This is a genomic window from Streptomyces sp. NPDC091281 (assembly GCF_044757425.1).
Classification (GTDB): Bacteria; Actinomycetota; Actinomycetes; order Streptomycetales; family Streptomycetaceae; genus Streptomyces.
Map to the genome: position 1 here is coordinate 56,969 of NZ_JBIVUY010000013.1, position 21,327 is coordinate 78,295.

The 21,327-nt window shown below is 74.4% G+C and carries 18 protein-coding genes, 1 pseudogene and 1 riboswitch; of the genes and pseudogenes, 17 read left to right on the forward strand and 2 right to left on the reverse strand.

Features of this window, described 5'->3' with window-relative positions:
- Positions 1 to 187: 187 nt before the first annotated feature.
- The 7 genes from ACIQPQ_RS29130 (at position 188) to ACIQPQ_RS29160 (ending at position 8,911) form a co-directional block, all read left to right on the forward strand.
- A complete protein-coding gene (locus ACIQPQ_RS29130) occupies positions 188 to 1,471 on the forward strand; it encodes an anion permease (RefSeq protein ID WP_401309454.1) in 1,284 nt (427 codons plus the stop codon).
- Positions 1,472 to 1,505: 34 nt separating this feature from the next.
- On the forward strand, positions 1,506 to 1,727 hold the full coding sequence (locus tag ACIQPQ_RS29135; RefSeq protein ID WP_401309456.1) for a hypothetical protein: 222 nt from the start codon (positions 1,506 to 1,508) through the stop codon (positions 1,725 to 1,727).
- Positions 1,728 to 1,905: 178 nt separating this feature from the next.
- A riboswitch (cobalamin riboswitch) is annotated at positions 1,906 to 1,979 on the forward strand.
- Between the two features lie 129 nt (positions 1,980 to 2,108).
- Positions 2,109 to 3,053 (forward strand): cobalamin biosynthesis protein, encoded by a 945-nt coding sequence (locus ACIQPQ_RS29140; protein ID WP_383772173.1) that lies wholly within the window; start codon positions 2,109 to 2,111, stop codon positions 3,051 to 3,053.
- Positions 3,050 to 4,681 (forward strand): cobyric acid synthase, encoded by a 1,632-nt coding sequence (locus ACIQPQ_RS29145; RefSeq protein ID WP_401309459.1) that lies wholly within the window; start codon positions 3,050 to 3,052, stop codon positions 4,679 to 4,681. The genes ACIQPQ_RS29140 and ACIQPQ_RS29145 overlap by 4 nt, the downstream gene beginning before the upstream one ends.
- Complete coding sequence (locus ACIQPQ_RS29150) at positions 4,678 to 6,789, forward strand: putative cobaltochelatase (protein ID WP_401309462.1); 2,112 nt, start codon at positions 4,678 to 4,680, stop codon at positions 6,787 to 6,789. Before ACIQPQ_RS29145 ends, ACIQPQ_RS29150 begins: the two co-directional genes overlap by 4 nt.
- On the forward strand, positions 6,789 to 7,388 hold the full coding sequence (cobO, locus tag ACIQPQ_RS29155; RefSeq protein WP_401309465.1) for a cob(I)yrinic acid a,c-diamide adenosyltransferase: 600 nt from the start codon (positions 6,789 to 6,791) through the stop codon (positions 7,386 to 7,388). The genes ACIQPQ_RS29150 and cobO overlap by 1 nt, the downstream gene beginning before the upstream one ends.
- Before the next feature lie 8 nt (positions 7,389 to 7,396).
- Positions 7,397 to 8,911 carry a cobyrinate a,c-diamide synthase gene (locus ACIQPQ_RS29160; RefSeq protein WP_401309468.1) on the forward strand — a complete coding sequence of 505 codons (1,515 nt, stop codon included), beginning with the start codon at positions 7,397 to 7,399 and terminating at the stop codon, positions 8,909 to 8,911.
- A 71-nt stretch (positions 8,912 to 8,982) separates the two neighbouring features.
- Here the strand turns inward: ACIQPQ_RS29160 and ACIQPQ_RS29165 are convergent, their stop codons facing one another.
- Complete coding sequence (locus ACIQPQ_RS29165) at positions 8,983 to 9,711, reverse strand: ZIP family metal transporter (protein ID WP_401309471.1); 729 nt, start codon at positions 9,709 to 9,711, stop codon at positions 8,983 to 8,985.
- A gap of 66 nt (positions 9,712 to 9,777) precedes the next feature.
- Between ACIQPQ_RS29165 and ACIQPQ_RS29170 the strand changes: the two are divergent.
- Both ACIQPQ_RS29170 and cobC read left to right on the forward strand, forming a co-directional pair.
- Positions 9,778 to 10,146 (forward strand): annotated as a pseudogene (locus ACIQPQ_RS29170) (cobalamin biosynthesis protein); the annotation flags it as partial.
- 104 nt (positions 10,147 to 10,250) lie between these two features.
- Positions 10,251 to 11,420 carry an Rv2231c family pyridoxal phosphate-dependent protein CobC gene (gene cobC, locus ACIQPQ_RS29175; protein ID WP_401309474.1) on the forward strand — a complete coding sequence of 390 codons (1,170 nt, stop codon included), beginning with the start codon at positions 10,251 to 10,253 and terminating at the stop codon, positions 11,418 to 11,420.
- A 3-nt stretch (positions 11,421 to 11,423) separates the two neighbouring features.
- Here the strand turns inward: cobC and ACIQPQ_RS29180 are convergent, their stop codons facing one another.
- The gene (locus tag ACIQPQ_RS29180; protein ID WP_401309477.1) at positions 11,424 to 12,332 is read right to left on the reverse strand and encodes a DeoR/GlpR family DNA-binding transcription regulator; all 909 of its coding nucleotides are present in this window, start codon (positions 12,330 to 12,332) and stop codon (positions 11,424 to 11,426) included.
- A gap of 355 nt (positions 12,333 to 12,687) precedes the next feature.
- Between ACIQPQ_RS29180 and ACIQPQ_RS29185 the strand changes: the two genes are divergently transcribed.
- From ACIQPQ_RS29185 to ACIQPQ_RS29220, 8 genes are all read left to right on the forward strand, one after another.
- Positions 12,688 to 13,515 (forward strand): endo alpha-1,4 polygalactosaminidase, encoded by an 828-nt coding sequence (locus tag ACIQPQ_RS29185; RefSeq protein ID WP_401309480.1) that lies wholly within the window; start codon positions 12,688 to 12,690, stop codon positions 13,513 to 13,515.
- A 328-nt stretch (positions 13,516 to 13,843) separates the two neighbouring features.
- The gene (locus ACIQPQ_RS29190) at positions 13,844 to 15,181 is read left to right on the forward strand and encodes an ABC transporter substrate-binding protein (protein WP_401309482.1); all 1,338 of its coding nucleotides are present in this window, start codon (positions 13,844 to 13,846) and stop codon (positions 15,179 to 15,181) included.
- A 6-nt stretch (positions 15,182 to 15,187) separates the two neighbouring features.
- Positions 15,188 to 16,129 carry a carbohydrate ABC transporter permease gene (locus ACIQPQ_RS29195; protein ID WP_401309485.1) on the forward strand — a complete coding sequence of 314 codons (942 nt, stop codon included), beginning with the start codon at positions 15,188 to 15,190 and terminating at the stop codon, positions 16,127 to 16,129.
- Complete coding sequence (locus ACIQPQ_RS29200; protein ID WP_401309487.1) at positions 16,126 to 17,028, forward strand: carbohydrate ABC transporter permease; 903 nt, start codon at positions 16,126 to 16,128, stop codon at positions 17,026 to 17,028. Before ACIQPQ_RS29195 ends, ACIQPQ_RS29200 begins: the two co-directional genes overlap by 4 nt.
- Before the next feature lie 169 nt (positions 17,029 to 17,197).
- Positions 17,198 to 18,160: a carbohydrate kinase family protein gene (locus ACIQPQ_RS29205; RefSeq protein ID WP_401309490.1), complete on the forward strand. Its 963-nt coding sequence runs from the start codon at positions 17,198 to 17,200 to the stop codon at positions 18,158 to 18,160.
- Positions 18,157 to 19,467 (forward strand): alpha-glucosidase/alpha-galactosidase, encoded by a 1,311-nt coding sequence (locus ACIQPQ_RS29210; RefSeq protein ID WP_383772199.1) that lies wholly within the window; start codon positions 18,157 to 18,159, stop codon positions 19,465 to 19,467. Before ACIQPQ_RS29205 ends, ACIQPQ_RS29210 begins: the two co-directional genes overlap by 4 nt.
- A 49-nt stretch (positions 19,468 to 19,516) precedes the next feature.
- Positions 19,517 to 20,404 (forward strand): SIS domain-containing protein, encoded by an 888-nt coding sequence (locus tag ACIQPQ_RS29215; RefSeq protein WP_401309493.1) that lies wholly within the window; start codon positions 19,517 to 19,519, stop codon positions 20,402 to 20,404.
- A gap of 20 nt (positions 20,405 to 20,424) precedes the next feature.
- Positions 20,425 to 21,288 carry a class II fructose-bisphosphate aldolase gene (locus ACIQPQ_RS29220; RefSeq protein ID WP_401309495.1) on the forward strand — a complete coding sequence of 288 codons (864 nt, stop codon included), beginning with the start codon at positions 20,425 to 20,427 and terminating at the stop codon, positions 21,286 to 21,288.
- Positions 21,289 to 21,327 lie beyond the last annotated feature (39 nt).

Genomic DNA, 21,327 nt, shown 5'->3' on the forward strand with positions numbered 1-21,327 from the left:
CGGGGCCCCTCCGGGGGGTCCCTGCGGACGGTCAGGAGCGGGGGCCCGTGCGGCACTTGGGCCGGTGGGGACGAGGAGAAGAAAACCGGGCCGCGCGGACACTTCGAAGCCCCGCTCAGTTCATCTTCCGTTCACCCAGGTTACCTACGTTCGTCCGGCCAATGACTTCGAACGATTGCCTGGGTAAATGGAAAACTTCTCGCTGATCCTCGCGATTGTGGTCATCACCGCACTCGCGTTCGATTTCACGAACGGTTTTCATGACACCGCCAACGCGATGGCCACGACCATCTCGACCGGTGCGCTCAAGCCCAAGGTCGCGGTGGCCATGTCCGCCGTCCTGAACCTTGTGGGTGCCTTCCTCTCCGTGGAGGTCGCCAACACGATCTCCAAGGGTCTCGTCGACGAGACCGGCATACGGCCCGAGGTCATCTTCGCCGCCCTGGTCGGCGCGATCCTCTGGAACCTGCTGACCTGGCTCGTGGGCCTGCCGTCCAGTTCCTCGCACGCCCTGATGGGCGGCCTGATCGGCGCCACCATCGCCTCGGCGGGCGCCGGCGCGGTGCACGGCGACGCGCTGGTCACCAAGGTCCTCATCCCGGCGATCGCCGCGCCCCTCGTGGCCGGTGTCGCCGCGATGCTCGCCACCCGCCTCTCCTACTCCCTGGGCCGCAAGGCCGACGGCAAGGCCGCCGAGAAGGGCTACCGCGCCGGGCAGATCGCCTCCGCGGGCCTGGTCTCCCTGGCCCACGGCACCAACGACGCCCAGAAGACGATGGGCATCATCACCCTGGCCCTGGTCGCGGGCGGCGCCGTCGCCCCCGACTCCGACCCGCCGATGTGGGTCATCCTCTCCGCGGGCATCGCCATCGCGCTCGGCACCTACCTCGGCGGCTGGCGCATCATCCGCACCATGGGCAAGGGCCTCACCGACCTCCAGCCGCAGCAGGGCTTCGCCGCCCAGACCAGCGCGGCGACGGTCATCCTGGCCTCCTCGCACCTCGGCTTCTCCCTCTCCACCACGCACTCGGTCTCCGGTGCGGTGATGGGCGCGGGCCTCGGCCGCAAGGGCGGGGTCGTCCGCTGGTCGACCGCCACCCGGATGTTCGTCGCCTGGGGCCTGACCCTCCCGGCCGCCGCCGTCGTCGGTGCGCTCGCCGAGTGGGTCACCGGCTTCGGCGACTGGGGCACGGCGCTCGTCGCGGTCTTCCTCGTCGGCTCCAGCGCCTGGATCTGGAAGCTGTCGCGGCGCGAGGTCGTCGACCACACCAACGTCAACGCGGCCGAGGACGAACCGGCCGGAGTGGTCACCACGGCCATCGCCGCCGTCACCCCGCCCCCGGCGGGCCAGATCGCCGACGACCTGACCGCCACCATCCCGGCCCCGCAGACCGCACCGGTCGCACCGGCCGCCCCGGTCGAGTCCGCCCCTCCGGCGTCCTCGGCACCCTCGGCCGCCACCCCCGCCTGAGCCACGCCCCACCGGTTGTGAAGGAAACAGCAGTATGAAGATCGACTGGGCGGCGCTCGGCTCCGTGTTCGGGGTCAGCCTCGTGGTCACCGTGGCCCTCGTGGGCCTGTTCACCCTCGGCATCATGGGCCTCTCCCGGCGCGAACGCGCCGCGGCCCAGGGCGGTACGGCGGCCCTCGCGGTCACCGGCGCCTACGCCTGCTTCGCCGCCTGCGCGGCGGCCGTCGCGTACGGGATCTCCCTGATCGTCGCCTGACGGCCACGGCCGACGCGGCGTCGTACGGACACCGGAGGGCCGGGTGCCCGCCTCCCCCGAGGCGGGCACCCGGCCCTCCGCGTGTGGGGTTGTGCACACTCACCTCCGCGCAGGTCAACGGCAGGTTGACGGGTTCTGCGGCCCGTGGTGGACTTCCCTGGCCATGTACGGCAGCAGGAGAGGAAGCCGGTGCGAATCCGGCGCGGTCCCGCCACTGTCACCGGGGTGCCCGGCCCCGGGAGCCAGGAACTCTCGCCGCCGGTCTCGTCGAACCAGGGCGTGGACACCCTGAGTGAGGACACGTCGTCATGCCCGGCTCCCGCCCGAGGTCACGCGCCCGGTCGTCGTCCCGTCCGACCGCCCCCGCGGCCGGCTGAGCCGATGGGTGCCGATCGCCGCTACGCGTACGGTGCCGCCGCCGGCCTCCTGGGCGACCTCCTCCTCGGCGACCCGCGCCGCGGGCATCCCGTCGCCGTGTTCGGGCGGGCCGCGGGCGCCGTCGAGGGCGCGTTGTGGCGCGACCACCGCGGATGGGGCGCCCTGCACACCGTCGTCTGCGCCGGAGGCGCCGTCGCCCTCGGGGCCGCCGCCGCACGCGCCGTACGCCCCTCCCCCGCCGCCTCCGTCGCGCTGACCGGGGCCGCCGTGTGGGCGGTCGTCGGCGGGACCTCGCTGGTGCGCGAGGCGCGGACCGTCGGGCGGGCGCTGGCGGCCGGGGACGTCGAGGGCGCGCGGGCCCGCCTGCCGCACCTGTGCGGGCGCGACCCGCAGGCGCTGGACGCCGACGGGATCGCCCGCGCGGTCGTGGAGTCCGTCGCCGAGAACACCTCCGACGCGGTCGTCGGGGCGCTGGTGTGGGGCGCCGTCGCCGGGGTGCCCGGCCTGCTGGGCTTCCGCGCCGTCAACACCCTGGACGCCATGGTCGGCCACCGCTCGCCGCGCCACCTGCGCTACGGCTGGGCCTCGGCCCGCCTCGACGACCTCGCGGGCTGGCCGGGGGCGCGCCTCACCGCCGTGCTCGCCGCCGTCGCGGGCGACGATCCGCGGGGCGCCGTACGGGCCTGGCGGGCCGACGCCGGACGGCACCCGAGCCCCAACGCCGGTCCCGTGGAGGCCGCGTTCGCGGGAGCCCTCGGGGTGCGGCTGGGCGGCACCCTCTCCTACGGCGGGCGGGTCGAGCACCGGCCCGTGCTCAACGGGGAGACGGGGCGGCCGGTCGCCGTCACCGACATCGAACGCGCCGCCCGGCTCTCCCGCCGGGTCGGCCTCCTCGCGCTCGGCGTCACCGTCGCCGCGCGCCTGGCCCTGAAGGGACGCCGGTCATGAGCGGGGGGCTGCTCGTCGCGGGGACGACCTCGGACGCGGGCAAGAGCGTCGTCACCGCCGGGATCTGCCGGTGGCTGGCGCGGCAGGGCGTGAAGGTCGCGCCGTTCAAGGCGCAGAACATGTCGCTCAACTCGTTCGTGACGCGGGAGGGCGCCGAGATCGGGCGGGCGCAGGCCATGCAGGCGCAGGCCTGCCGGGTGGAGCCGACCGCGCTGATGAACCCGGTGCTGCTCAAGCCGGGCGGCGAACGCAGCAGCCAGGTCGTGCTGCTGGGGAAGCCGGTCGGCGAGATGAGCGCGCGCGGCTACCACGGCGGACGGCAGCAGCGGCTCCTCGGGACCGTGCTGGACTGCCTGGCCGAGCTGCGGAGCACGTACGACGCGGTGATCTGCGAGGGCGCGGGCAGCCCCGCCGAGATCAACCTGCGGCGCACCGACATCGTCAACATGGGCATCGCCCGCAACGCGCGGCTGCCCGTGGTGGTGGTCGGGGACATCGACCGGGGCGGGGTGTTCGCCTCGTTCTTCGGGACGGTCGCCCTGCTGTCGCCGGAGGACCAGGCGCTGGTCGCCGGGTTCCTGGTGAACAAGTTCCGCGGGGACGTCTCGCTGCTGGAGCCGGGCCTCGACATGCTGCACGGGCTGACCGGGCGGCGGACGTACGGGGTGCTGCCGTTCCGGCACGGGCTCGGGATCGACGAGGAGGACGGGCTGCGGGTCTCCCTGCGCGGCACCGTCCGCGAGGCGTCGGTGGCGCCGCCGGTCGGCGCGGACGTGCTGCGCGTCGCGGTGTGCGCGGTGCCGCTGATGTCGAACTTCACCGACGTCGACGCGCTGGCCGCCGAGCCGGGCGTCGTCGTGCGGTTCGCGGACCGGCCGGAGGAACTCGCCGACGCCGACCTGGTGGTGGTGCCCGGCACCCGGGGCACGGTCCGGGCGCTGGCCTGGCTGCGCGAGCGCGGGCTCGCCGACGCGCTGGTCCGGCGGGCCGCCGAGGGGCGGCCGGTGCTGGGGCTGTGCGGCGGGTTCCAGGTGCTGGGCGAGCACATCGAGGACGACGTCGAGTCGCGCGCCGGAGCCGTGGACGGGCTCGGTGTGCTGCCGGTGCGGGTGCGGTTCGCCCGCGAGAAGACCCTGGCCCGGCCGGTCGGCGAGGCCCTCGGCGAGCACGTCGAGGGGTACGAGATCCACCACGGCGTCGCGCAGGTGGGCGGCGGGGAACCCTTCCTGGACGGTTGCCGGGTCGGCGCGACCTGGGGCACCCACTGGCACGGCTCGCTGGAGTCGGACGGCTTCCGGCGGGCGTTCCTGCGCGCGGTGGCCGCCGCCGCGGGCCGCCGGTTCGTCCCGGCGCCGGACACCTCGTTCGCCGCGCTGCGCGAGGAACAGCTAGACAGGCTGGGCGACTTGATCGAGGAGCACGCGGACACGGACGCGCTGTGGCGGCTCATCGAGTCCGGCGCGCCACCGGGGCTGCCGTTCGTGCCGCCGGGTGCGCCCGCGCAGCCGCCCCAGGAGACGGACGAGCCACCGGGCCGGTCGGAGAACGCGGTGCGGGACGAATCGGAGAGCGCGCCGCAGGGCGCGAAGAGCACGGTGCAGGGCGAGTTGGAGGGCGACAAGAAGTGAGTACCCCGTTCCCGTTCACGGCCGTCGTCGGCCAGGACGATCTGCGGCTCGCGCTGCTGCTCAACGCCGTCTCCCCGGCGGTGGGCGGCGTGCTGGTGCGCGGCGAGAAGGGCACCGCCAAGTCGACGGCGGTACGGGCCCTTTCGGCGCTGCTGCCCGAGGTGGCCGTGGTGCCGGGCTGCCGGTTCTCCTGCGACCCGGCGGCCCCCGACCCCGGCTGCCCGGACGGCCCGCACGAGCCCGGTCCGGGCGGTGCCCGGCCCGCCCGGATGGTCGAACTGCCCGTCGGCGCCTCGGAGGACCGCCTCGTCGGCGCCCTCGACATCGAGCGGGCCCTCGCCGAGGGCGTCAAGGCCTTCGAGCCCGGCCTCCTCGCGGACGCGCACCGCGGCATCCTCTACGTCGACGAGGTCAACCTCCTCCACGACCACTTGGTGGACCTGCTGCTGGACGCGGCGGCGATGGGCGCCTCGTACGTCGAGCGGGAGGGCGTGTCCGTACGGCACGCGGCGCGGTTCCTGCTGGTCGGCACGATGAACCCCGAAGAGGGCGAGCTGCGGCCGCAGTTGCTGGACCGGTTCGGGCTGACCGTCGAGGTGGCCGCCTCCCGCGAACCCGACCAGCGGGTGGAGGTGGTGCGGCGCCGGCTCGCCCACGACGACGACCCGGAAGGCTTCGCCGCCCGCTGGCGGGACGAGGAGGCGGACGTACGGGCGCGGATCGTGGCGGCGCGGGAGCTGCTGCCGTCGGTCGTGCTGGGCGACGGGGCGCTGCGGCGGATCGCGGCGACCTGCGCCGCGTTCGAGGTGGACGGCATGCGCGCCGACATCGTGATGGCGCGGACGGCGACGGCGCTGGCGGCCTGGGCGGGGCGGACCGACGTGCTCGCCGAGGACGTACGGCAGGCGGCGCTGCTGGCGCTGCCGCACCGGCGGCGGCGCAACCCGTTCGACGCGCCCGGCCTGGACGAGGACAAACTCGACCGGACGCTGGAGGAGTTCGGGGACGACGACCCCGAGCCCGAGCCCGATCCTGGGCCGGATGCCGACCCCGACCCCGATCCCGATGGGGGTCCGGACGGGCCCGGTGGGGGTGGCGACGGCGGCGGGGGCGGGCTGCCTCCGTCGGGCGGACCGGACGGACCGGACGCCGGGACCGCCGAAGCCCCCCAGAACACGGGGGACACGGGAGACACGGGGGACTCAGCGGATCAGGGCGAGGCGGGTGAGTCCGGTGCCGTGCCCGGGGCCCGGCCGGGCGGGGGCGGGGAGCAGCGGCCCGCGCCCGCGGCCGAGCCGTTCCGGACGAAGGTGCTGAGCGTGCCCGGTCTCGGCGAGGGCGCCGCCGGGCGGCGTTCGCGGGCGCGGACCGAGCACGGCCGGACCACCGGGGCCCGCCGTCCGCGCGGCACCCTGACCAAACTGCACCTGGCGGCGACCGTGCAGGCGGCGGCCCCGCACCAGCGGGCGCGCGGCCGGGACGGGCGCGGGCTGGTGGTGCGCCGCGACGACCTGCGGCAGGCGACCCGAGAGGGCCGCGAGGGCAACCTCGTGCTGTTCGTGGTCGACGCCTCGGGGTCGATGGCGGCGCGGCGGCGGATGGGTGCCGTGAAGGGCGCCGTGCTGTCGCTGCTGCTGGACGCCTACCAACGGCGCGACAAGGTGGGCCTGGTGACGTTCCGGGGCGGCGCGGCGGAGGTCGCGCTGCCGCCCACCTCGTCGGTGGACGCCGCCGCCGTACGCCTGGAGTCGCTGCCCACCGGCGGGCGGACGCCGCTCGCGGCGGGGCTGCTGCGGGCGCACGAGGTGCTGCGTGTGGAGCGGCTGCGGGACCCGGCGCGGCGCGCGCTGGTCGTGGTCGTCACCGACGGCCGGGCCACGGGCGGGCCGGACCCGGTCGGCCTCGCGGGGCGCGCCGCGCGGCTGTTCGCGGCCGACGGGGTCGCCTCGGTCGTCGTGGACTGCGAGTCGGGGCCGGTCCGGCTCGGCCTCGCCGGGCTTCTGGCACGGGAGCTGGGCGGTACGGCGGTGACGCTGGAGGAGCTGCGGGCGGACGCGATCGCCGGGCTGGTCAAGGATGTTCGGGGCGATTCGAGGAGGGCCGCGTAGTGCCGCAGGGACAGCCGAGTGTCATACCGCAGGACGGGCTGACGACCCGTCAGCGGCGTAACCGGCCGCTGCTGATGGTCCACACGGGCGTGGGCAAGGGCAAGTCGACGGCCGCCTTCGGGATGGCGCTGCGCGCCTGGAACCAGGGCTGGCCGATCGGGGTGTTCCAGTTCGTCAAGTCGGCGAAGTGGAAGGTCGGCGAGGAGAACGCGCTGCGCGTGCTGGGTGCCTCCGGCGAGGGCGGCACCGTCGACTGGCACAAGATGGGCGAGGGCTGGTCCTGGGTCCAGCGGGACGCGCAGCTCGACAACGAGCAGAAGGCGCGCGAGGGCTGGGAGCAGGTCAAGCGGGACCTCGCCGCCGAGACGTACAAGCTGTACGTGCTCGACGAGTTCGCGTATCCGCTGCACTGGGGGTGGGTGGACGTGGAGGAGGTGCTGGACGTGCTGCGGGAGCGGCCGGGCACCCAGCACGTCGTGATCACCGGGCGCAACGCGCCGGAGCCGCTGCTGGCGGCGGCGGACCTGGTGACCGAGATGGCGAAGGTGAAGCACCCGATGGACGCGGGGCAGAAGGGGCAGAGGGGCATCGAGTGGTGAGTTCGCCGATGCCCACGCTGGTCGTCGCCGCGCCCTCGTCGGGCAGCGGCAAGACCACCGTGGCGACGGGGCTGATGGCCGCGCTCGCCGCGCGGGGCCTCGCCGTGTCCCCGCACAAGGTCGGCCCGGACTACATCGACCCCGGCTACCACGCCGTCGCGACGGGGCGGCCGGGGCGCAACCTCGACGCGTACCTGTGCGGAACGGACCTGGTCGGGCCGCTCTTCCTGCACGGGGCGCGCGGCTGCGACATCGCCGTCGTCGAGGGCGTGATGGGCCTGTACGACGGGGCGTCCGGCGAGGGTGAGCTGGCGTCGACCGCGCAGGTCGCGAAGGTGCTGCGGGCGCCGGTGGTGCTGGTGGTCGACGCGTCGTCGCAGTCGCGGTCGGTGGCCGCACTGGTGCACGGATTCGTGTCGTGGGACCCCGAGGTGCGGATCGGCGGCGTGATCCTCAACAAGGTGGCCTCGGACCGCCACGAGGCGCTGCTGAGGGAGGCGTTGGAGGGGTGCGGGGTGCCCGTGCTGGGGGTGCTGCGGCGGACGGAGCGGGTGGCGACGCCGTCCCGGCATCTGGGGCTGGTGCCCGCCGCTGAGCGGGGGTCGGCCGCGGTGGCGGTGGTGGAGGAGATGGGGGCGCGGGTCGCGGAGGGGTGCGATCTGGAGGCGCTGGTGCGGCTGGCGTGGACCGCCGGGGTGCTGGAGTGCGGGGTGTGGGACGCGCGGGACGCGGTCGAGGGGGGTCCGCCGCGGTCGGCCCTCTCGGTCCCGGGCCAGGGGGCGGTGCCCTCGGGTGCGCTGGACGCGGCGGTGCGCTCGGGCGGTGGTCCGGAGGCGGCGGTGCGCTCGGGCGACGGACCGGAGGCGGCGGTGGTCTCGGACGGCCTGGACGAGACGGCGCCCGTCGTGGCCGTCGCGTCGGGGGCCGCGTTCACCTTCTCCTACGCCGAGCACCGGGAGCTGCTGGCCGCCGCGGGGGCGGTCGTGGTGCCGTTCGACCCGCTGCGGGACGAGGAACTGCCCGAGGGGACGGCCGGGTTGGTGATCGGCGGCGGGTTCCCCGAGGTGTACGCAGCCGAGTTGTCGGCCAACGAGCCGTTGCGCAAGGCCGTGTCCGTGTTCGCGGAGCGGGGGGCGCCGGTGGCCGCCGAGTGCGCCGGACTGCTCTACCTGTGCCGCGAGTTGGAAGACCTGCCGATGTGCGGGGTGCTCGACGCGACGGCGCGGATGTCGGGGCGGCTGACCCTCGGCTACCGGGACGCGGTGGCCGTCGGCGACAGCGTCCTCGCGGTGGCCGGGACCCGGATGCGCGGGCACGAGTTCCACCGCACCGTCGTCGAACCGGGCGCGGGCGCCGCCCCCGCGTGGGGCATGCGCACGCCCGTACGGCGCGTCGAGGGGTTCGTGGCGCGCGGCGTGCACGCCAGCTACCTGCACACGCACTGGGCGGCCGGGCCGCAGGTGGTCCGGCGGTTCGTGGAGCAGTGCCGGACGGCGGCGCGGACGGCGGTCCGCACGCCGTGAACGACGGGCCGCACCCCGTGAACAGCGGGCCGCACGCCGTGAACGGCGGGCCGTCGTCCGCCGGGGCGGTCTCACTCCGCGAGGCCGACCACCAGCCAGATGAACGCCGCGCCCGCGATCGTGCACAGCAGCGTCGAGCGGGCCGGGTGGTGGTGGTGCGCCTCGGGCAGGATCTCGGCCGCCGCCAGGTAGAGCAGCGCGCCGCCGAAGAGGCCCAGGTAGCCGCCGAGGACGGGTTCCGGGATGGTCACGAACGCCGTCGAGGCGGCGCCGGCGACCGGGGCCGCCGCGTCCGCGAAGAGCATGGTCAGCGCCTTGCGGCGGTCGTTGCCGTAGAGGCTGGTCAGCGTGTACGTGTTGAAGCCGTCCGCGAAGTCGTGGGCGACGACCGCCACCGCGACCGCCGCGCCCATGCCGCCGCCGATCTGGAAGGCCGCGCCGATCGCGACGCCGTCCATGGCGCTGTGGCCGACCATCGCGGCGGCCGCCGCGAGACCCACCTCGGGGCTGCGCCCGGCGTGCTCCTCGGCGCCGTGCGCGGCCTGCCGGTGCGCCAGCAGACGTTCCACCAGATGGGCCAGCAGGAACCCCGCCACGAACAGCAGCAGGGCGGCCGGGACGCCGAACACCTCCCGGCCCGCCGCGTCCAGCGCCTCGGGGAGCAGGTCGAGGCCGACCACGCCCAGCATCAGGCCACCGGCCAGGCCCAGCACCAGGTGACGGCGGTCCGTGACGCGCTGCGCCGTCCAGCCGCCGGCCAACGTCATGAGGAACGCGCAGAGCGCGACAGCCACCGCCATGGCCCCTTCGTATCCGATGAGGGCCCGGCGACGCACATCGGGCAGCGCCCCGGAAGCGGCGAGCAGTCCTTGGTGGTGGGCGTCGGCGCCGCCACCGGTGTCTCCGTGGCGGAGGTCGTGGAGCTGGTGCGGGACACTCTGCGGACGGCGGGGCTGTCCGTGCGGGCGGTCGTCGAACTGGCGACCGTGGCGGCGCGGCGGGACGAGCCCGGCGTCGTCGGGGCCGCCGCGCGGCTCGGGGTGCCGCTGGTGGCGTACTCCGCCGCCGAGCTGGCCGCCGTGCCGGTGCCGAACCCGTCGGACGTGACGCTGGGCGCCACCGGGACGCCGTCGGTGGCGGAGGCGGCGGCGCTGGCGCGCGGCGGCGAACTCCTCGTGCCCAAGCGGAAGTCGGCGGGCTCCCCCGCGAGGGCGACCTGCGCGGTCGCACGACGCGATCACCCCTTCCCCGCAGTCCACCGCCTCCCGTCGGTCCGCCCCCTCTCCACGGTCGACCCGCTCCCCGCGGTGCGTCCCCTTCCGTCCTCCCAGGAGCAGCCGTGAGCATCCCGCCGGACCCGTGCCCTCCCCCGTACGCCGACGGGCCGGATCTGCGGCACCACGGGGACGCCGAAGTGCGCGACGACGGGGCGGAGCTGGTGGATCTCGCGGTCAACGTGCGGGCGGACACGCCCCCTTCGTGGCTGCGGGAACGCCTCGCCGCCTCGCTGGCCGGTCTCGCGGCCTACCCCGACGGGCGGGCCGCGCGGGCGGCGGTCGCGGAGCGGCACGGGCTGCCGGTGGAGCGGGTGCTCCTGACGGCGGGCGCGGCGGAGGCGTTCGTCCTCCTCGCCCGCGCGCTGAAGGTCCGTCACCCGGTGGTCGTGCACCCGCAGTTCACCGAGCCGGAGGCGGCGCTGCGGGACGCCGGGCACAGCGTCGGCCGGGTGCTGCTGCGCGCGGCGGACGGGTTCCGCCTGGACCCGGCGGCGGTCCCCGAGGACGCCGACCTGGTCGTGGTCGGCAACCCGACCAACCCGACGTCGGTGCTGCACCCCGCCGACACGGTCGCCGCGCTCGCCCGGCCGGGGCGGACGCTCGTGGTCGACGAGGCGTTCATGGACGCGGTGCCCGGCGAGCGGGAGTCGCTGGCGGAGCGCACCGACGTCCCCGGACTGGTCGTGCTGCGCAGCCTGACGAAGACCTGGGGTCTGGCCGGGCTGCGCGTGGGCTATGTGCTGGCCGCCCCGGAGACCGTCGCCGAGCTGGCGCGGGCGCAGCCGCTGTGGCCGGTGTCCACCCCGGCGCTCGTCGCGGCCGAGGCGTGCGTGTCCCCGCGCGCGCTGGCCGAGGCGGCGCACGCGGCCCACCATACGGCCGCCGACCGGGAGCGGCTGGTCGCCGGGCTCGCGGCGTTCGCGGACGCCGGGGTGTCCGTCGCGGGGCCCGCCGAGGGCCCGTTCGTGCTGGTCCGGCTCCCCGGCGCGCACGAGGTACGGCGACGGCTGCGCGCCCTCGGGTACGCGGTCCGGCGCGGCGACACCTTCCCCGGCCTCGGGGAGGAGTGGCTGCGGCTGGCCGTACGCGACCGCGCCACCGTCGACGGCTTCCTCACGGCCCTGGGAGCGGCGCTGCACACGGCACCGGCAGCGGCGCCGGCACCACGCGGGGCGCGGCAGGGAACGGCGCTGCACGCGACGACGGACCCGGCGACCCCCGCGGCGGAGTGACCCTCACGTCTCCGTCGCCCGCGTCACCCGCACCCCCCGCGCGCCGATGCGTGCCGCCTCCTCCGGGTCGACGTCCTCGTCGGTGATGAGGGACGTGACCATCTCGATCGGGCAGATGCGGGCGAGGGTTGCCTTGCCGACCTTGGAGTGGTCCGCGACCACGACGGCCTGCGAACTCCCTTCCACGAAGGCCCGGTTGGTGGCGGCCTCCAGCGGGTCGTGGGTGGTGCAGCCGCGGGCCGCGCCGATGCCGTCGACGCCGAGGAAGGCGATGTCCATGTGGTGCTCGCCCAGGGCCCGTTCGGCGCCGGGGCCGACCAACTCGTAGGTCTGGCTGCGGGCGTGGCCGCCCGTCATGATGAGCCGGATCTGCGGCTGCGGGGCCAGTTCGGCGGCGATGTTGATCGCGTTGGTGACGACGGTGATCTGCCCGCGGGTGGCGAGCAGCCGGGCGATCTCCAGGGTGGTGGTGCCGCCGGTGAGCCCGACGGCGTCCCCCTCGGCGACGAGCCGCACCGCGGCCTGCGCGATCGCGCGTTTCTGCGCGCGGAAGCTGTCCGCCTTGCGGCGCAGGGGCAGTTCGAGGCCGTTGTCGACGGCCACCCCTCCCCCGTGCGTGCGGCGCAGCAGTCCCTGTTCGCTGAGGAAGCGCAGGTCGCGGCGGACGGTGGCCTGGGAGACGGCCAGCCACGCGGAGAGGTCCAGCACGTTGGCCGCGCCGCGCTCCCCGACCTGCTGGAGAATCCGCAGGTGGCGTTCGCTCCTGGTGCGGCGGGCGACCGCGGCCGCCTCGTCGGCCCCGCCGTCCGGTCCCCCGGCCGGGTCCGCGCCCGCCCAGTTCCCCCGCCCTGTTCCTGTCGCCGTCGCCGGGGCCGGTCGTCCGGGCCCCGTCCCCGTTTCGGTCTCCGTCATGAAGACACCTCTCCTTTCCACGGCCGCACCCGCCGGGGACGTACGGTCCCCGGCCCCCTCGCGGACGCTGCGGCCGGTCCGTGGCGCCCTTGGGGGCGGGTCGGTGCCGACGGCAGTCGTACGCCCCCCATGGTGCGCGATGTTGACTGTAACGAACAGATATTGCGCGTTTCCACTTCCTTGACGTGACTGAATGTGGCCTGTTTACTCCCTTCCACGCTGAAGTCCAGGACTTCACGCCAGAGGTACGCCCAGCCGGTAAGCCATCGAGCGAGTCCGGCCCGAGTCGCCAGGCACTCCCGTGCGGGGGGTGACCGAGGCGGGGACGTGCCCACGCGACACGGAGCTCAACTCGATGAAGCTTCCTCAGAGGAACGGGCGCTGGGCGCCCATTGCCGTCGCCGCTGCTGCCGTCGCAGCAGTGATCACCGCCCCGGCGTCCGCCCAGGCCGCCTCCGTCACCCTGCCCCCGGTCGGGGCGAAGTGGGACTACCAGATCGGTCAGGCGTACACGCCGCCCGCCGGGGTCAAGATCGTCAGCCGGGACTGGAAGGCGGCGCCGGCCGCCGGGCTGTACAACATCTGTTACATCAACGCCTTCCAGACGCAGAAGCAGGGCGAGGTGCCGGACGGCATCCAGGACTGGCCCTCGGACCTCAAGATCAAGGGCAGCAACGGCAAGGACGCCATCGATCCGGAGTGGAAGGAGGCGATCCTCGACATCACCACGGACGCCAAGCGCCAGCGGATCGCGACCCGGATCAAGAGCCACATCGACGACTGCGCGTCCAAGGGCTTCAACGCCCTGGAGCTGGACAACTACGACAGCTTCACGCGCGGCGTGGTCAAGGGCAAGATCACCAAGGCGCACGCCGAGGCCTACGTCCGCATCCTCTCCTCGTACGGCCACAGCAAGGGCCTGGCCGTCGCCCAGAAGAACACCGCGGAACTCGCCTCGCGGCACGCGCTGAACGGCCTCGACTTCGCCGTCGTGGAGGACTGCGGCCGGTGGACCGAGTGCGGTGACTTCGTCGACGCGTTCGGCAACAACATCGTCGTCGTCGAGTACACCGACGGGGGCCTGGCCACCGCCTGCGAGTACGGCGGCCGCATCAGCGTCGTCCGCCGCGACGAGAACGTCACGGCACCCGGCAGCGGGGAGTACCGCTACGGCACCTGCTAGGTGCCGTACCGGCGGGGCGGGCCCGGCGATCCGCCCCGCCGTCGACCGGCCCAGGCCGAGCACTTCGGGCACGACGGTCTGAGCACAGCGGTCCCAGCACGTCAGCCCTCCGGGTGTCCGGCGCCGGACACCCGGAGGGCAGGCCACCCGCACCTCCCCCGGAACACCCGCACATCCCCCCAGCCACTCCCCGAGCACCCGCACATCCCCCCAGCCCCTCCCCCCACCGGAGCCCCCCGCACCCCCACGGAAACTCCCCCTCGCGCCCGCACCGCGCCGCAGCCCCATCCCCCGAGCACGTCCCACCCACCACCGCCTGGAGGTACAGATGGCCACGCCCCCGTTCTGTCCGAAGACCACCCCGAACCGACGCAGCGTGCTGGGCGCCGGCGGAGCGGTCGCGCTCACGGCGCTGGCCTCACCCGTACTGACCGCCTGCGGCACGCAGGACGACGGCACCTCGGCGGACGGGACCGTCCGGATCGACATGTGGCACGGGCAGACGGACACGGGGCTCACCGCGATCAAGGAACTGGTCGCGAGATTCGAGCGGGAGAACCCCAAGATCAAGGTGAACCTCGGCGGGGGTGTCATCGCGGACAACATGCTCCAGAAGGTGACCGCCGGTCTCGCCTCGGGCTCGGTGCCGGACATCGCGTACATCTTCGGCTCCGACCTGGCGAGCGTGGCCCGCAGCCCGCAGCTGGCGAACCAGACGAAGTTCGTCGAGTCGCGGTCCGTGCCGTGGAAGCAGTACTGGCCGGCCGCCCGCGACGCGGTCACCGTGAAGGGCGAGGTCCGGGCCACCCCGGCGCTGCTGGACTCGCTGGCCGTGGTCTGCAACAAGAAGGTCTTCCAGGACGCGGGCGTGCCGCTGCCTACGGCCGACTGGTCGTGGGACGAGTTCATCGAGACCTCCCGCAAGCTCACCGACTCCAAGGCCAACGTGTTCGGCACGGGCTGGCCGGGCGCCGGTGACGAGGACACCGTGTGGCGGATCTGGCCGCTGATCTGGGACCTCGGCGGGGACGTCCTCAGCAAGGACGGCAAGGAGGTCGGCTTCGCCGGTCAGCCCGGACTGCGCGCGCTGGAGACGATCTCGTCCCTGGTGAAGGACAAGAGCTGCTACGTCGACCCCAAGCCGGGCGGCGAGCAGATGTACCAGGTCTTCGCGGGCGGACGGCTCGCCATGGTCGCCACCGGCCCCTGGCAGCTGCCCGACATCCGCCAGGCCGGCATCGACTACCACGTCGTGCCGCTGCCCGGCTTCAACGGCACCTCGGTCACCATCTCCGGCCCCGACACCTGGGCCGTCTTCAACAACGGCGCCGCCCGCCTCAAGGCCGCCCAGACCCTGGTGGGCTGGCTGATGGAGCCGGAGCAGGACGTCGACTGGGGCATCAAGGCGGGCTCCCTGCCGCTCAGCCCGGCCGCCGAGAAGCTGCCGAAGTGGCACGAGCACGCCGCCGCCGTCCCCGGCCTCGCGGTGTTCACCGCCGCCCTGGAGACCGCGCGCGTGCGGCCCGCGCACCCTGCGTACCCGCAGATATCGAAGGCGATGGGCGAGGCGATCACCGCCGTCCTCCTCCAGCGCAAGTCCCCCGCGGCGGCGCTGCGGACCTGTGTCGAGGCGTCCAACCAGGCGCTCGCGGAAACGAAGGCCTGATCCGGCATGGCACGGCCCGCACCCCTCACCCTCGACCCGCGCGCGGAGCGCCGGCGGCGGACCGCGAAGGTCCGCGAGTCGGCCACGGCCTGGGCGTTCGTCTCCCCCGCCGCGCTCGTCATCCTCGGCCTCAGCATCGTCCCGGTCGTCTGGTCGTTCCTGCTGTCGTTCCAGTCGTCCGACCTGCTCACCCCCAGCACCTGGGTGGGCCTGGAGAACTACCGGCGCCTCAGTGACGACCCGGAGTTCGCCGAGGCCGTCCGCAACACCCTCCTCTACACGGTGCTGTACGTCCCGCTCAGCATCCTGCTCGGCCTGGTGCTGGCCCTCGCGCTCAACCGGCGCATCCGCTTCACCGGCCTGTACCGCACGCTGATGTTCGTGCCGTTCGTGGTGTCGGCGACCTCGCAGGGCGTGCTGTTCTCCTTCATCCTGGACCCCCAGTTCGGCGCCGCGAACTCCCTCCTGGACCGGCTCGGCATCGGCGCCCAGGGCTTCCTCACCGACCCCGGCCAGGCCCTGCTGGTGCTGGTGGGCATCTCGGTGTGGAGCGGCACCGGCTTCTGCGTGGTCATCTTCCTCGCCGCCCTCCAGGACGTGCCGAAGGAACTGACCGAGGCGGCCTCACTGGACGGCGCCAACCACTGGCACGTCCTGCGGCACGTCACCCTGCCCGCCCTCGGCCCGGTCAGCGTCTTCCTCGTGCTGTGGCAGACCATCAACGCCCTCCAGGTGTTCGACCTGGTGTACGTCACCACCAAGGGCGGCCCGCTCGGCTCGACCACCCTGGTCGTCTACTTCGTGTGGGAGCAGGCCTTCAAGAACTTCACCGCCGGATACGGCGCGGCCGCCGCCTACCTCGTCGCGCTCGCCCTGCTGCTGCTCACGGTCGTCCCCGCGACGGCCCGGCGGCTGCGGGCGCGCAGGCTGAAGGGAGCCGGGGCATGACCCTCACCCACGACCACCGGCCGACCGCGGGAGTCCCCGTGCACAAGGAACCCGCTCCGGCGACCGCCCGGCCGCGCCGCAGGCGGCTGCTCCCCTTCGACCCCTGGCACCTGGTGCTGGCCCCGCTCGCCCTGCTGTTCGCGGCGCCGCTGCTGTGGCTGCTGGTCAGCTCGGTGATGAGCAACGCGGAGATCAACCGGTTCCCGCCCGCGCTGTGGCCCTCCGGGATCGACCTCGCCGGGTACCGCTTCGTCCTCAACAACGCGATGTTCCCGCAGTGGTTCGGCAACTCGCTGATCGTGTCGGCGGTGGCGGTCACCGCGAACCTCGTCTTCGGCACCCTCGGCGGCTACGCCTTCGCCCGGATGCGGTTCGGCGGCTCGCGGATCGTGCTGGCGCTGATGCTGGCGACCATGGTGATCCCGTTCCAGCTCACCATGATCCCGACGTTCCTGGTGATGAAGCAGCTCGGCCTGATCGACACCCTCGGCGCGCTGATCGTGCCCTCGCTGGTGACGCCGTTCTCGGTGTTCCTGCTGCGGCAGTTCTTCCTGTCGCTGCCGCGGGAGCTGGAGGAGGCCGCCTGGATCGACGGCTGCGGACGGCTGCGGATCATCCTGCGGATCGTGCTGCCGCTGTCGCGGCCCGCGCTGAGCACGGTCGCCGTCCTGACGTTCCTCACCACCTGGAACGACCTGTCCTGGCCGCTGATCGCGATCAACCACGAGACCAGCTACACCCTGCCGCTGGGCCTGACCACCTTCCAGGGCCAGCACCACATCCAGTGGTCGGCCGTGATGGCGGGCAACGTCATCACCGTACTGCCGGTGCTGATCGCCTTCCTGGCCGCGCAGAAGACCTTCATCCGCTCCATCACCTCCACCGGCCTCAAGGGCTGACCGGCCGCCGGGCGGCCCCCGCCCGGCGCACCCGCACCCCCGTCCCCACCCCCCGTACCGACCCAGCGCACGGACACCCGTCCGCCCCGCGCTCCCCCGGCGTGCCCGGACGGCACCCCGCCCCGCACCCCGACCCCGGCACCCGCCCTCTCCTCACCCTGGACGCACCATGCCGCGCACCTTCGACCTCCTGGTCATCGGCGACGCCAACCCGGACGTCATCATCGGACCCGTCACCGCCCCGCTCGACTTCGGACAGCGGGAACAACTCGTCGACCACGGCGTCATGACGCTGGGCGGCTCCGCCGCCATCACCGCCTGCGGCGCCGCCCGCCTCGGCCTCGGTGTGGCCTTCGCGGGCCGGGTCGGCGACGACGAGGCGGGCCGCTACGTCCGTGACCGGCTCGCCGCCCGCGGCGTCGACGTCGACGCGCTCCACCTGGACCCCGCCCTGTCGACCCCGCTCACCGTGAGCGTCACGCGCGGCGAGGGACGCGCCATCGTGACCGCCGCCGGGACCCTGCCCCGCATCGCGGCCACCGACGTGCCCGCGGAGCTGCTGGCCGCCGCCCGGCACGTGCACTCCGCCTCGTTCTTCCTGATGCCCGCCCTCGCCGCCGGACTGGCCGGACTGTTCCGGGCGGCGCGCGCGGCGGGCGCCACCACCTCCCTCGACACCAACGACGACCCGGCCGGGCAGTGGGCCTCGCCCGCCCTGACCGAGGTCCTCGCGGAGACCGACCTGCTGCTGCCCAACGCCCAGGAGGCCCGCCGGCTCGCCGGGGTCCCCGAGGAGGCGGGGCTCGCCGGGACGGCCCGGCTGCTGACCCGGCGCGGACCGGCGGTGGCCGTCAAGGACGGTGCCGCGGGCGCCCTCTACGACGACGGCACCACCGCCGTCCACCGGGCCGCCCAGCCCGTCGCGGACGTACGCGACACGGTCGGCGCCGGGGACAGCTTCGACGCCGGGTTCATCGCGGCCCGCCTGCGCGGCCTCCCGCCCGAGGAGGCCCTCGCCGTCGCCGGTGCGTGCGGCGCCCTGTCCACCCACGGCTTCGGGGGCACCGACGCCCAGCCCACCTGGGCCGAAGCCCTCGCCACCCTCCCGAACACTGGAGCTGTTTCCTCATGACCGCCCCCAAGGTTGTCCTCGTCGGCGCAGGCAGCGTCGTCTTCACCCAGGGCCTGCTCGCCGACCTGTTCTCCTTCCCGGAGCTGGGCGACGCCCACATCGCCCTGCACGACATCTCCGAGGAGCGCCTCGCCACCGCCGAGGCCGCCACCCGCTACATCGCCGACCAGCTCGGCGCCCACCCCAAGGTCACCGCGCACCTGGACCGGCGGGCCGCGCTGGCCGACGCGGACTTCGTGCTGAACCTGGTCCAGATCGGCATGCACGAGGCCACCCGCACCGACTTCGTCATCCCGGCGCGCTACGGCCTCTCCCAGACCATCGGCGACACCCTCGGCGTCGGCGGCATCTTCCGCGCGCTGCGCACCTTCCCGTTCCTGAAGGCCCTCGGCGAGGACATCCGCGCCGTCGCCCCCGACGCGTGGCTGCTCAACTACACCAACCCGATGGCGATGAACGTGCAGTACCTCTCCGAGGCCACCGGCCTGGAGCGGGTCGTCGGGCTCTGCCACTCCGTGTACTGGACCCTGCACGACCTGAGCAAGCTGGTCGGCGTCCCGCTCGACGAGGTCACCTACACCGCGGCGGGCGTCAACCACCAGGCGTGGGTGCTGCGGTTCGAGCACAACGGCGAGAACCTGTACGAGCGGCTCGACGCGCTGATCGAGAAGGACCCGCAGCTGCGCCGCCGCACCCGCGTCGACATGTACCGGCGCCTCGGCTACTACCCGACCGAGACCAGCGAGCACTCCTCCGAGTACGTCCCCTGGTACCTGCACCACCCCGAGGAGATCGAGCGGCTGCGGCTGCCGGTCGGCGCCTACCTCGACATCAGCGACGAGAACCTCACCGCCTACGCCGAGACCCGCGACGCGCTCGCCGCCGGCACCCCGCTGACCGTCGAGGGCACCATGGAGTACGCCCCGCAGATCATCCACAGCATCGTCACCGGCACGCCCCGCACCATCTACGGCAACGTGCCCAACCGGGGCCTCATCGAGAACCTGCCCGCGCAGGGCACGGTGGAGGTGCCCTGCCTGGTGGACGGCACCGGCATCCGGCCCACCCGCGCCGGACGGCTGCCCGCGCAGCTCGCCGCGCTGAACCGGGCCTACCTGAGCATGAACGACCTGGTGGTGCGGGCCGCGGTGGAGGACGAGCCGCGGCACATCCGGCACGCCGCGATGGTCGACCCGGCGACCGCCGCGACCCTGCCCGTCGAGCGGATCTGGCAGCTCGTCGACGAGATGGTCGAGGCGCACGCCCCGCTGCTCCAGCCCTCCCTGCGCGTCCCCCTCGGCGCCTGACCCGCGCCCCACCCCCTGTCTGTCCGCCTCCCTCATGTCTGGAGCACCCATGTCCCACACCTCCCAGGAGATCGCCTCCCAGCCCGTCGCCTGGCAGCGCGCGCTCGACGACCTGCCCGCGCACACGGTGGCGCTGCCCCGGCGAGGGGAACGGGTCGCCGTCATCGGCTGCGGCACCTCGCTGTTCGTGGCGCAGGCCTACGCGGCGCTGCGCGAGGAGTCCGGCCAGGGCGTCACCGACGTGTTCCCCGCCTCCGAGGCCCGCCTCGGCCGCGGCTACGACCGGGTGCTCGCCCTGACCCGGTCCGGCACCACCACCGAGGTGATCACCGCGCTCGCCGCCGGGACCGCCGACGCCGTCGTCACCGTCGTCACCGGTGTGGCGGGCTCGCCCGCGACCGTCACCGCCGACCATGTGATCGTGCTGGACCACGCCGACGAGAAGTCGGTGGTGCAGACCCGGTTCCCGACCACCCTGCTGGTCCTGCTCCGCGCCCACCTCGGGCTGCCGGTGCAGGCCGCGCTCGCAGACGTGCGCACCGCCCTCGAACTGCCGCTGCCCGACGAGCTGACGGGCGCCGAGCAGATCACCTTCCTCGGCCTCGGCTGGGCGGTGGGCCTCGCCAACGAGGCCGCGCTGAAGGTACGGGAGACCGCGGGCCACTGGACCGAGTCGTACTCGGCCATGGAGTACCGGCACGGCCCGATCGCCGTGGCCCGCAAGGGGCGCGCGGTGTGGAGCCTGACCCCGGTGGACCCGTCGCTGGCCGCGCAGATCCGGGAGACCGGCGCCGCGCTGCGCGAGCCGTCGCTGGACCCGCTGGCCGAACTGGTGCTCGCGCAGCGGGTGGCGGTGCGGCTGGCCGAGGCCGCGGACCGCGACCCGGACAACCCGGTGAACCTCACCCGCTCCGTCATCCTCAGCCCCGCCGGCTGACTCACCCCGGGACACCGCACATGCCTCTCACCCCTACCCACGAGCTGCTCGCCCCCGTCCCGGCGGCGGTGGGCGCGTTCAACGCCGTGACGCTGGAACAGGTCGAGGCCATCCTCGACGGCGCCGGACAGGCCGGGCTGCCCGTCATCCTCCAGATCAGCCAGAACGCGGTCGACTACCACGGGGCGCTCGCCCCGATCGCCGCCGCCGCGCACGCCGCGATCCGGGCCGCCGAGATCCCGGCCGCCCTCCACCTCGACCACGCCACCCGGACCGACCTCATCGAGGAGGCCGTCGAACTGGGCTTCACCTCGGTGATGTACGACGGCGCCCACCTGCCCTGGGAGGAGAACGTCGCCCGTACGCGGCAGACGGCCCGCTGGTGCCAGGGGCGCGGCGTCTTCGTCGAGGCCGAACTCGGCGAGGTCGGCGGCAAGAACGGCGCCCACGCGCCCGGCGTACGCACGAGCCCCTCACAGGCGGCCCGGTTCGTCGCCGACACCGGCGTCGACGCGCTGGCGGTGGCGGTGGGCACCTCGCACCACATGACCGAGCGGACCGCCGCCGTCGACCTCGAACTGGTGCGCCGCCTGCGGGAGTCGGTGCCGGTGCCGCTGGTGCTGCACGGCTCCAGCGGCGCGGACGACGCGACCCTCGCGGGGGCGGCCGAGGCCGGGATGCGGAAGATCAACGTGTCGACGTATCTCAACGTGGCCTTCTCCGGCGCGGTCCGGGAGGCGCTGGACGGCGACGCGGGCCTCGTGGACCCGCGCCGCTATCTGCGGCCCGCGCGCGCCGCGATGGCCGGGCGGGTCGCCCATCTGCTGCGGCTGCTGGCCTTCCCGGCGGAGCACACGGCGCCGCAGCCCACCGCCGTCGGCTGAACGGAGCACACGGCGCCGCAGCCCACCGCCGTCGGCTGA

Excerpts from the sequence above, each read along its gene's own strand:
- ACIQPQ_RS29180 (WP_401309477.1), bottom strand. The coding sequence starts at position 12,332 with ATGACGGAGACCGAAACGGGGACGGGGCCCGGACGACCGGCCCCGGCG.
- ACIQPQ_RS29195 (WP_401309485.1), top strand. The coding sequence starts at position 15,188 with ATGGCACGGCCCGCACCCCTCACCCTCGACCCGCGCGCGGAGCGCCGG.
- ACIQPQ_RS29160 (WP_401309468.1), top strand. The coding sequence starts at position 7,397 with ATGCCCACGCTGGTCGTCGCCGCGCCCTCGTCGGGCAGCGGCAAGACC.
- ACIQPQ_RS29145 (WP_401309459.1), top strand. The coding sequence starts at position 3,050 with ATGAGCGGGGGGCTGCTCGTCGCGGGGACGACCTCGGACGCGGGCAAG.
- ACIQPQ_RS29185 (WP_401309480.1), top strand. The coding sequence starts at position 12,688 with ATGAAGCTTCCTCAGAGGAACGGGCGCTGGGCGCCCATTGCCGTCGCC.
- ACIQPQ_RS29135 (WP_401309456.1), top strand. The coding sequence starts at position 1,506 with ATGAAGATCGACTGGGCGGCGCTCGGCTCCGTGTTCGGGGTCAGCCTC.
- ACIQPQ_RS29220 (WP_401309495.1), top strand. The coding sequence starts at position 20,425 with ATGCCTCTCACCCCTACCCACGAGCTGCTCGCCCCCGTCCCGGCGGCG.
- ACIQPQ_RS29190 (WP_401309482.1), top strand. The coding sequence starts at position 13,844 with ATGGCCACGCCCCCGTTCTGTCCGAAGACCACCCCGAACCGACGCAGC.
- ACIQPQ_RS29130 (WP_401309454.1), top strand. The coding sequence starts at position 188 with ATGGAAAACTTCTCGCTGATCCTCGCGATTGTGGTCATCACCGCACTC.
- ACIQPQ_RS29215 (WP_401309493.1), top strand. The coding sequence starts at position 19,517 with ATGTCCCACACCTCCCAGGAGATCGCCTCCCAGCCCGTCGCCTGGCAG.
- ACIQPQ_RS29210 (WP_383772199.1), top strand. The coding sequence starts at position 18,157 with ATGACCGCCCCCAAGGTTGTCCTCGTCGGCGCAGGCAGCGTCGTCTTC.
- ACIQPQ_RS29140 (WP_383772173.1), top strand. The coding sequence starts at position 2,109 with ATGGGTGCCGATCGCCGCTACGCGTACGGTGCCGCCGCCGGCCTCCTG.
- ACIQPQ_RS29205 (WP_401309490.1), top strand. The coding sequence starts at position 17,198 with ATGCCGCGCACCTTCGACCTCCTGGTCATCGGCGACGCCAACCCGGAC.
- ACIQPQ_RS29200 (WP_401309487.1), top strand. The coding sequence starts at position 16,126 with ATGACCCTCACCCACGACCACCGGCCGACCGCGGGAGTCCCCGTGCAC.
- ACIQPQ_RS29165 (WP_401309471.1), bottom strand. The coding sequence starts at position 9,711 with ATGGCGGTGGCTGTCGCGCTCTGCGCGTTCCTCATGACGTTGGCCGGC.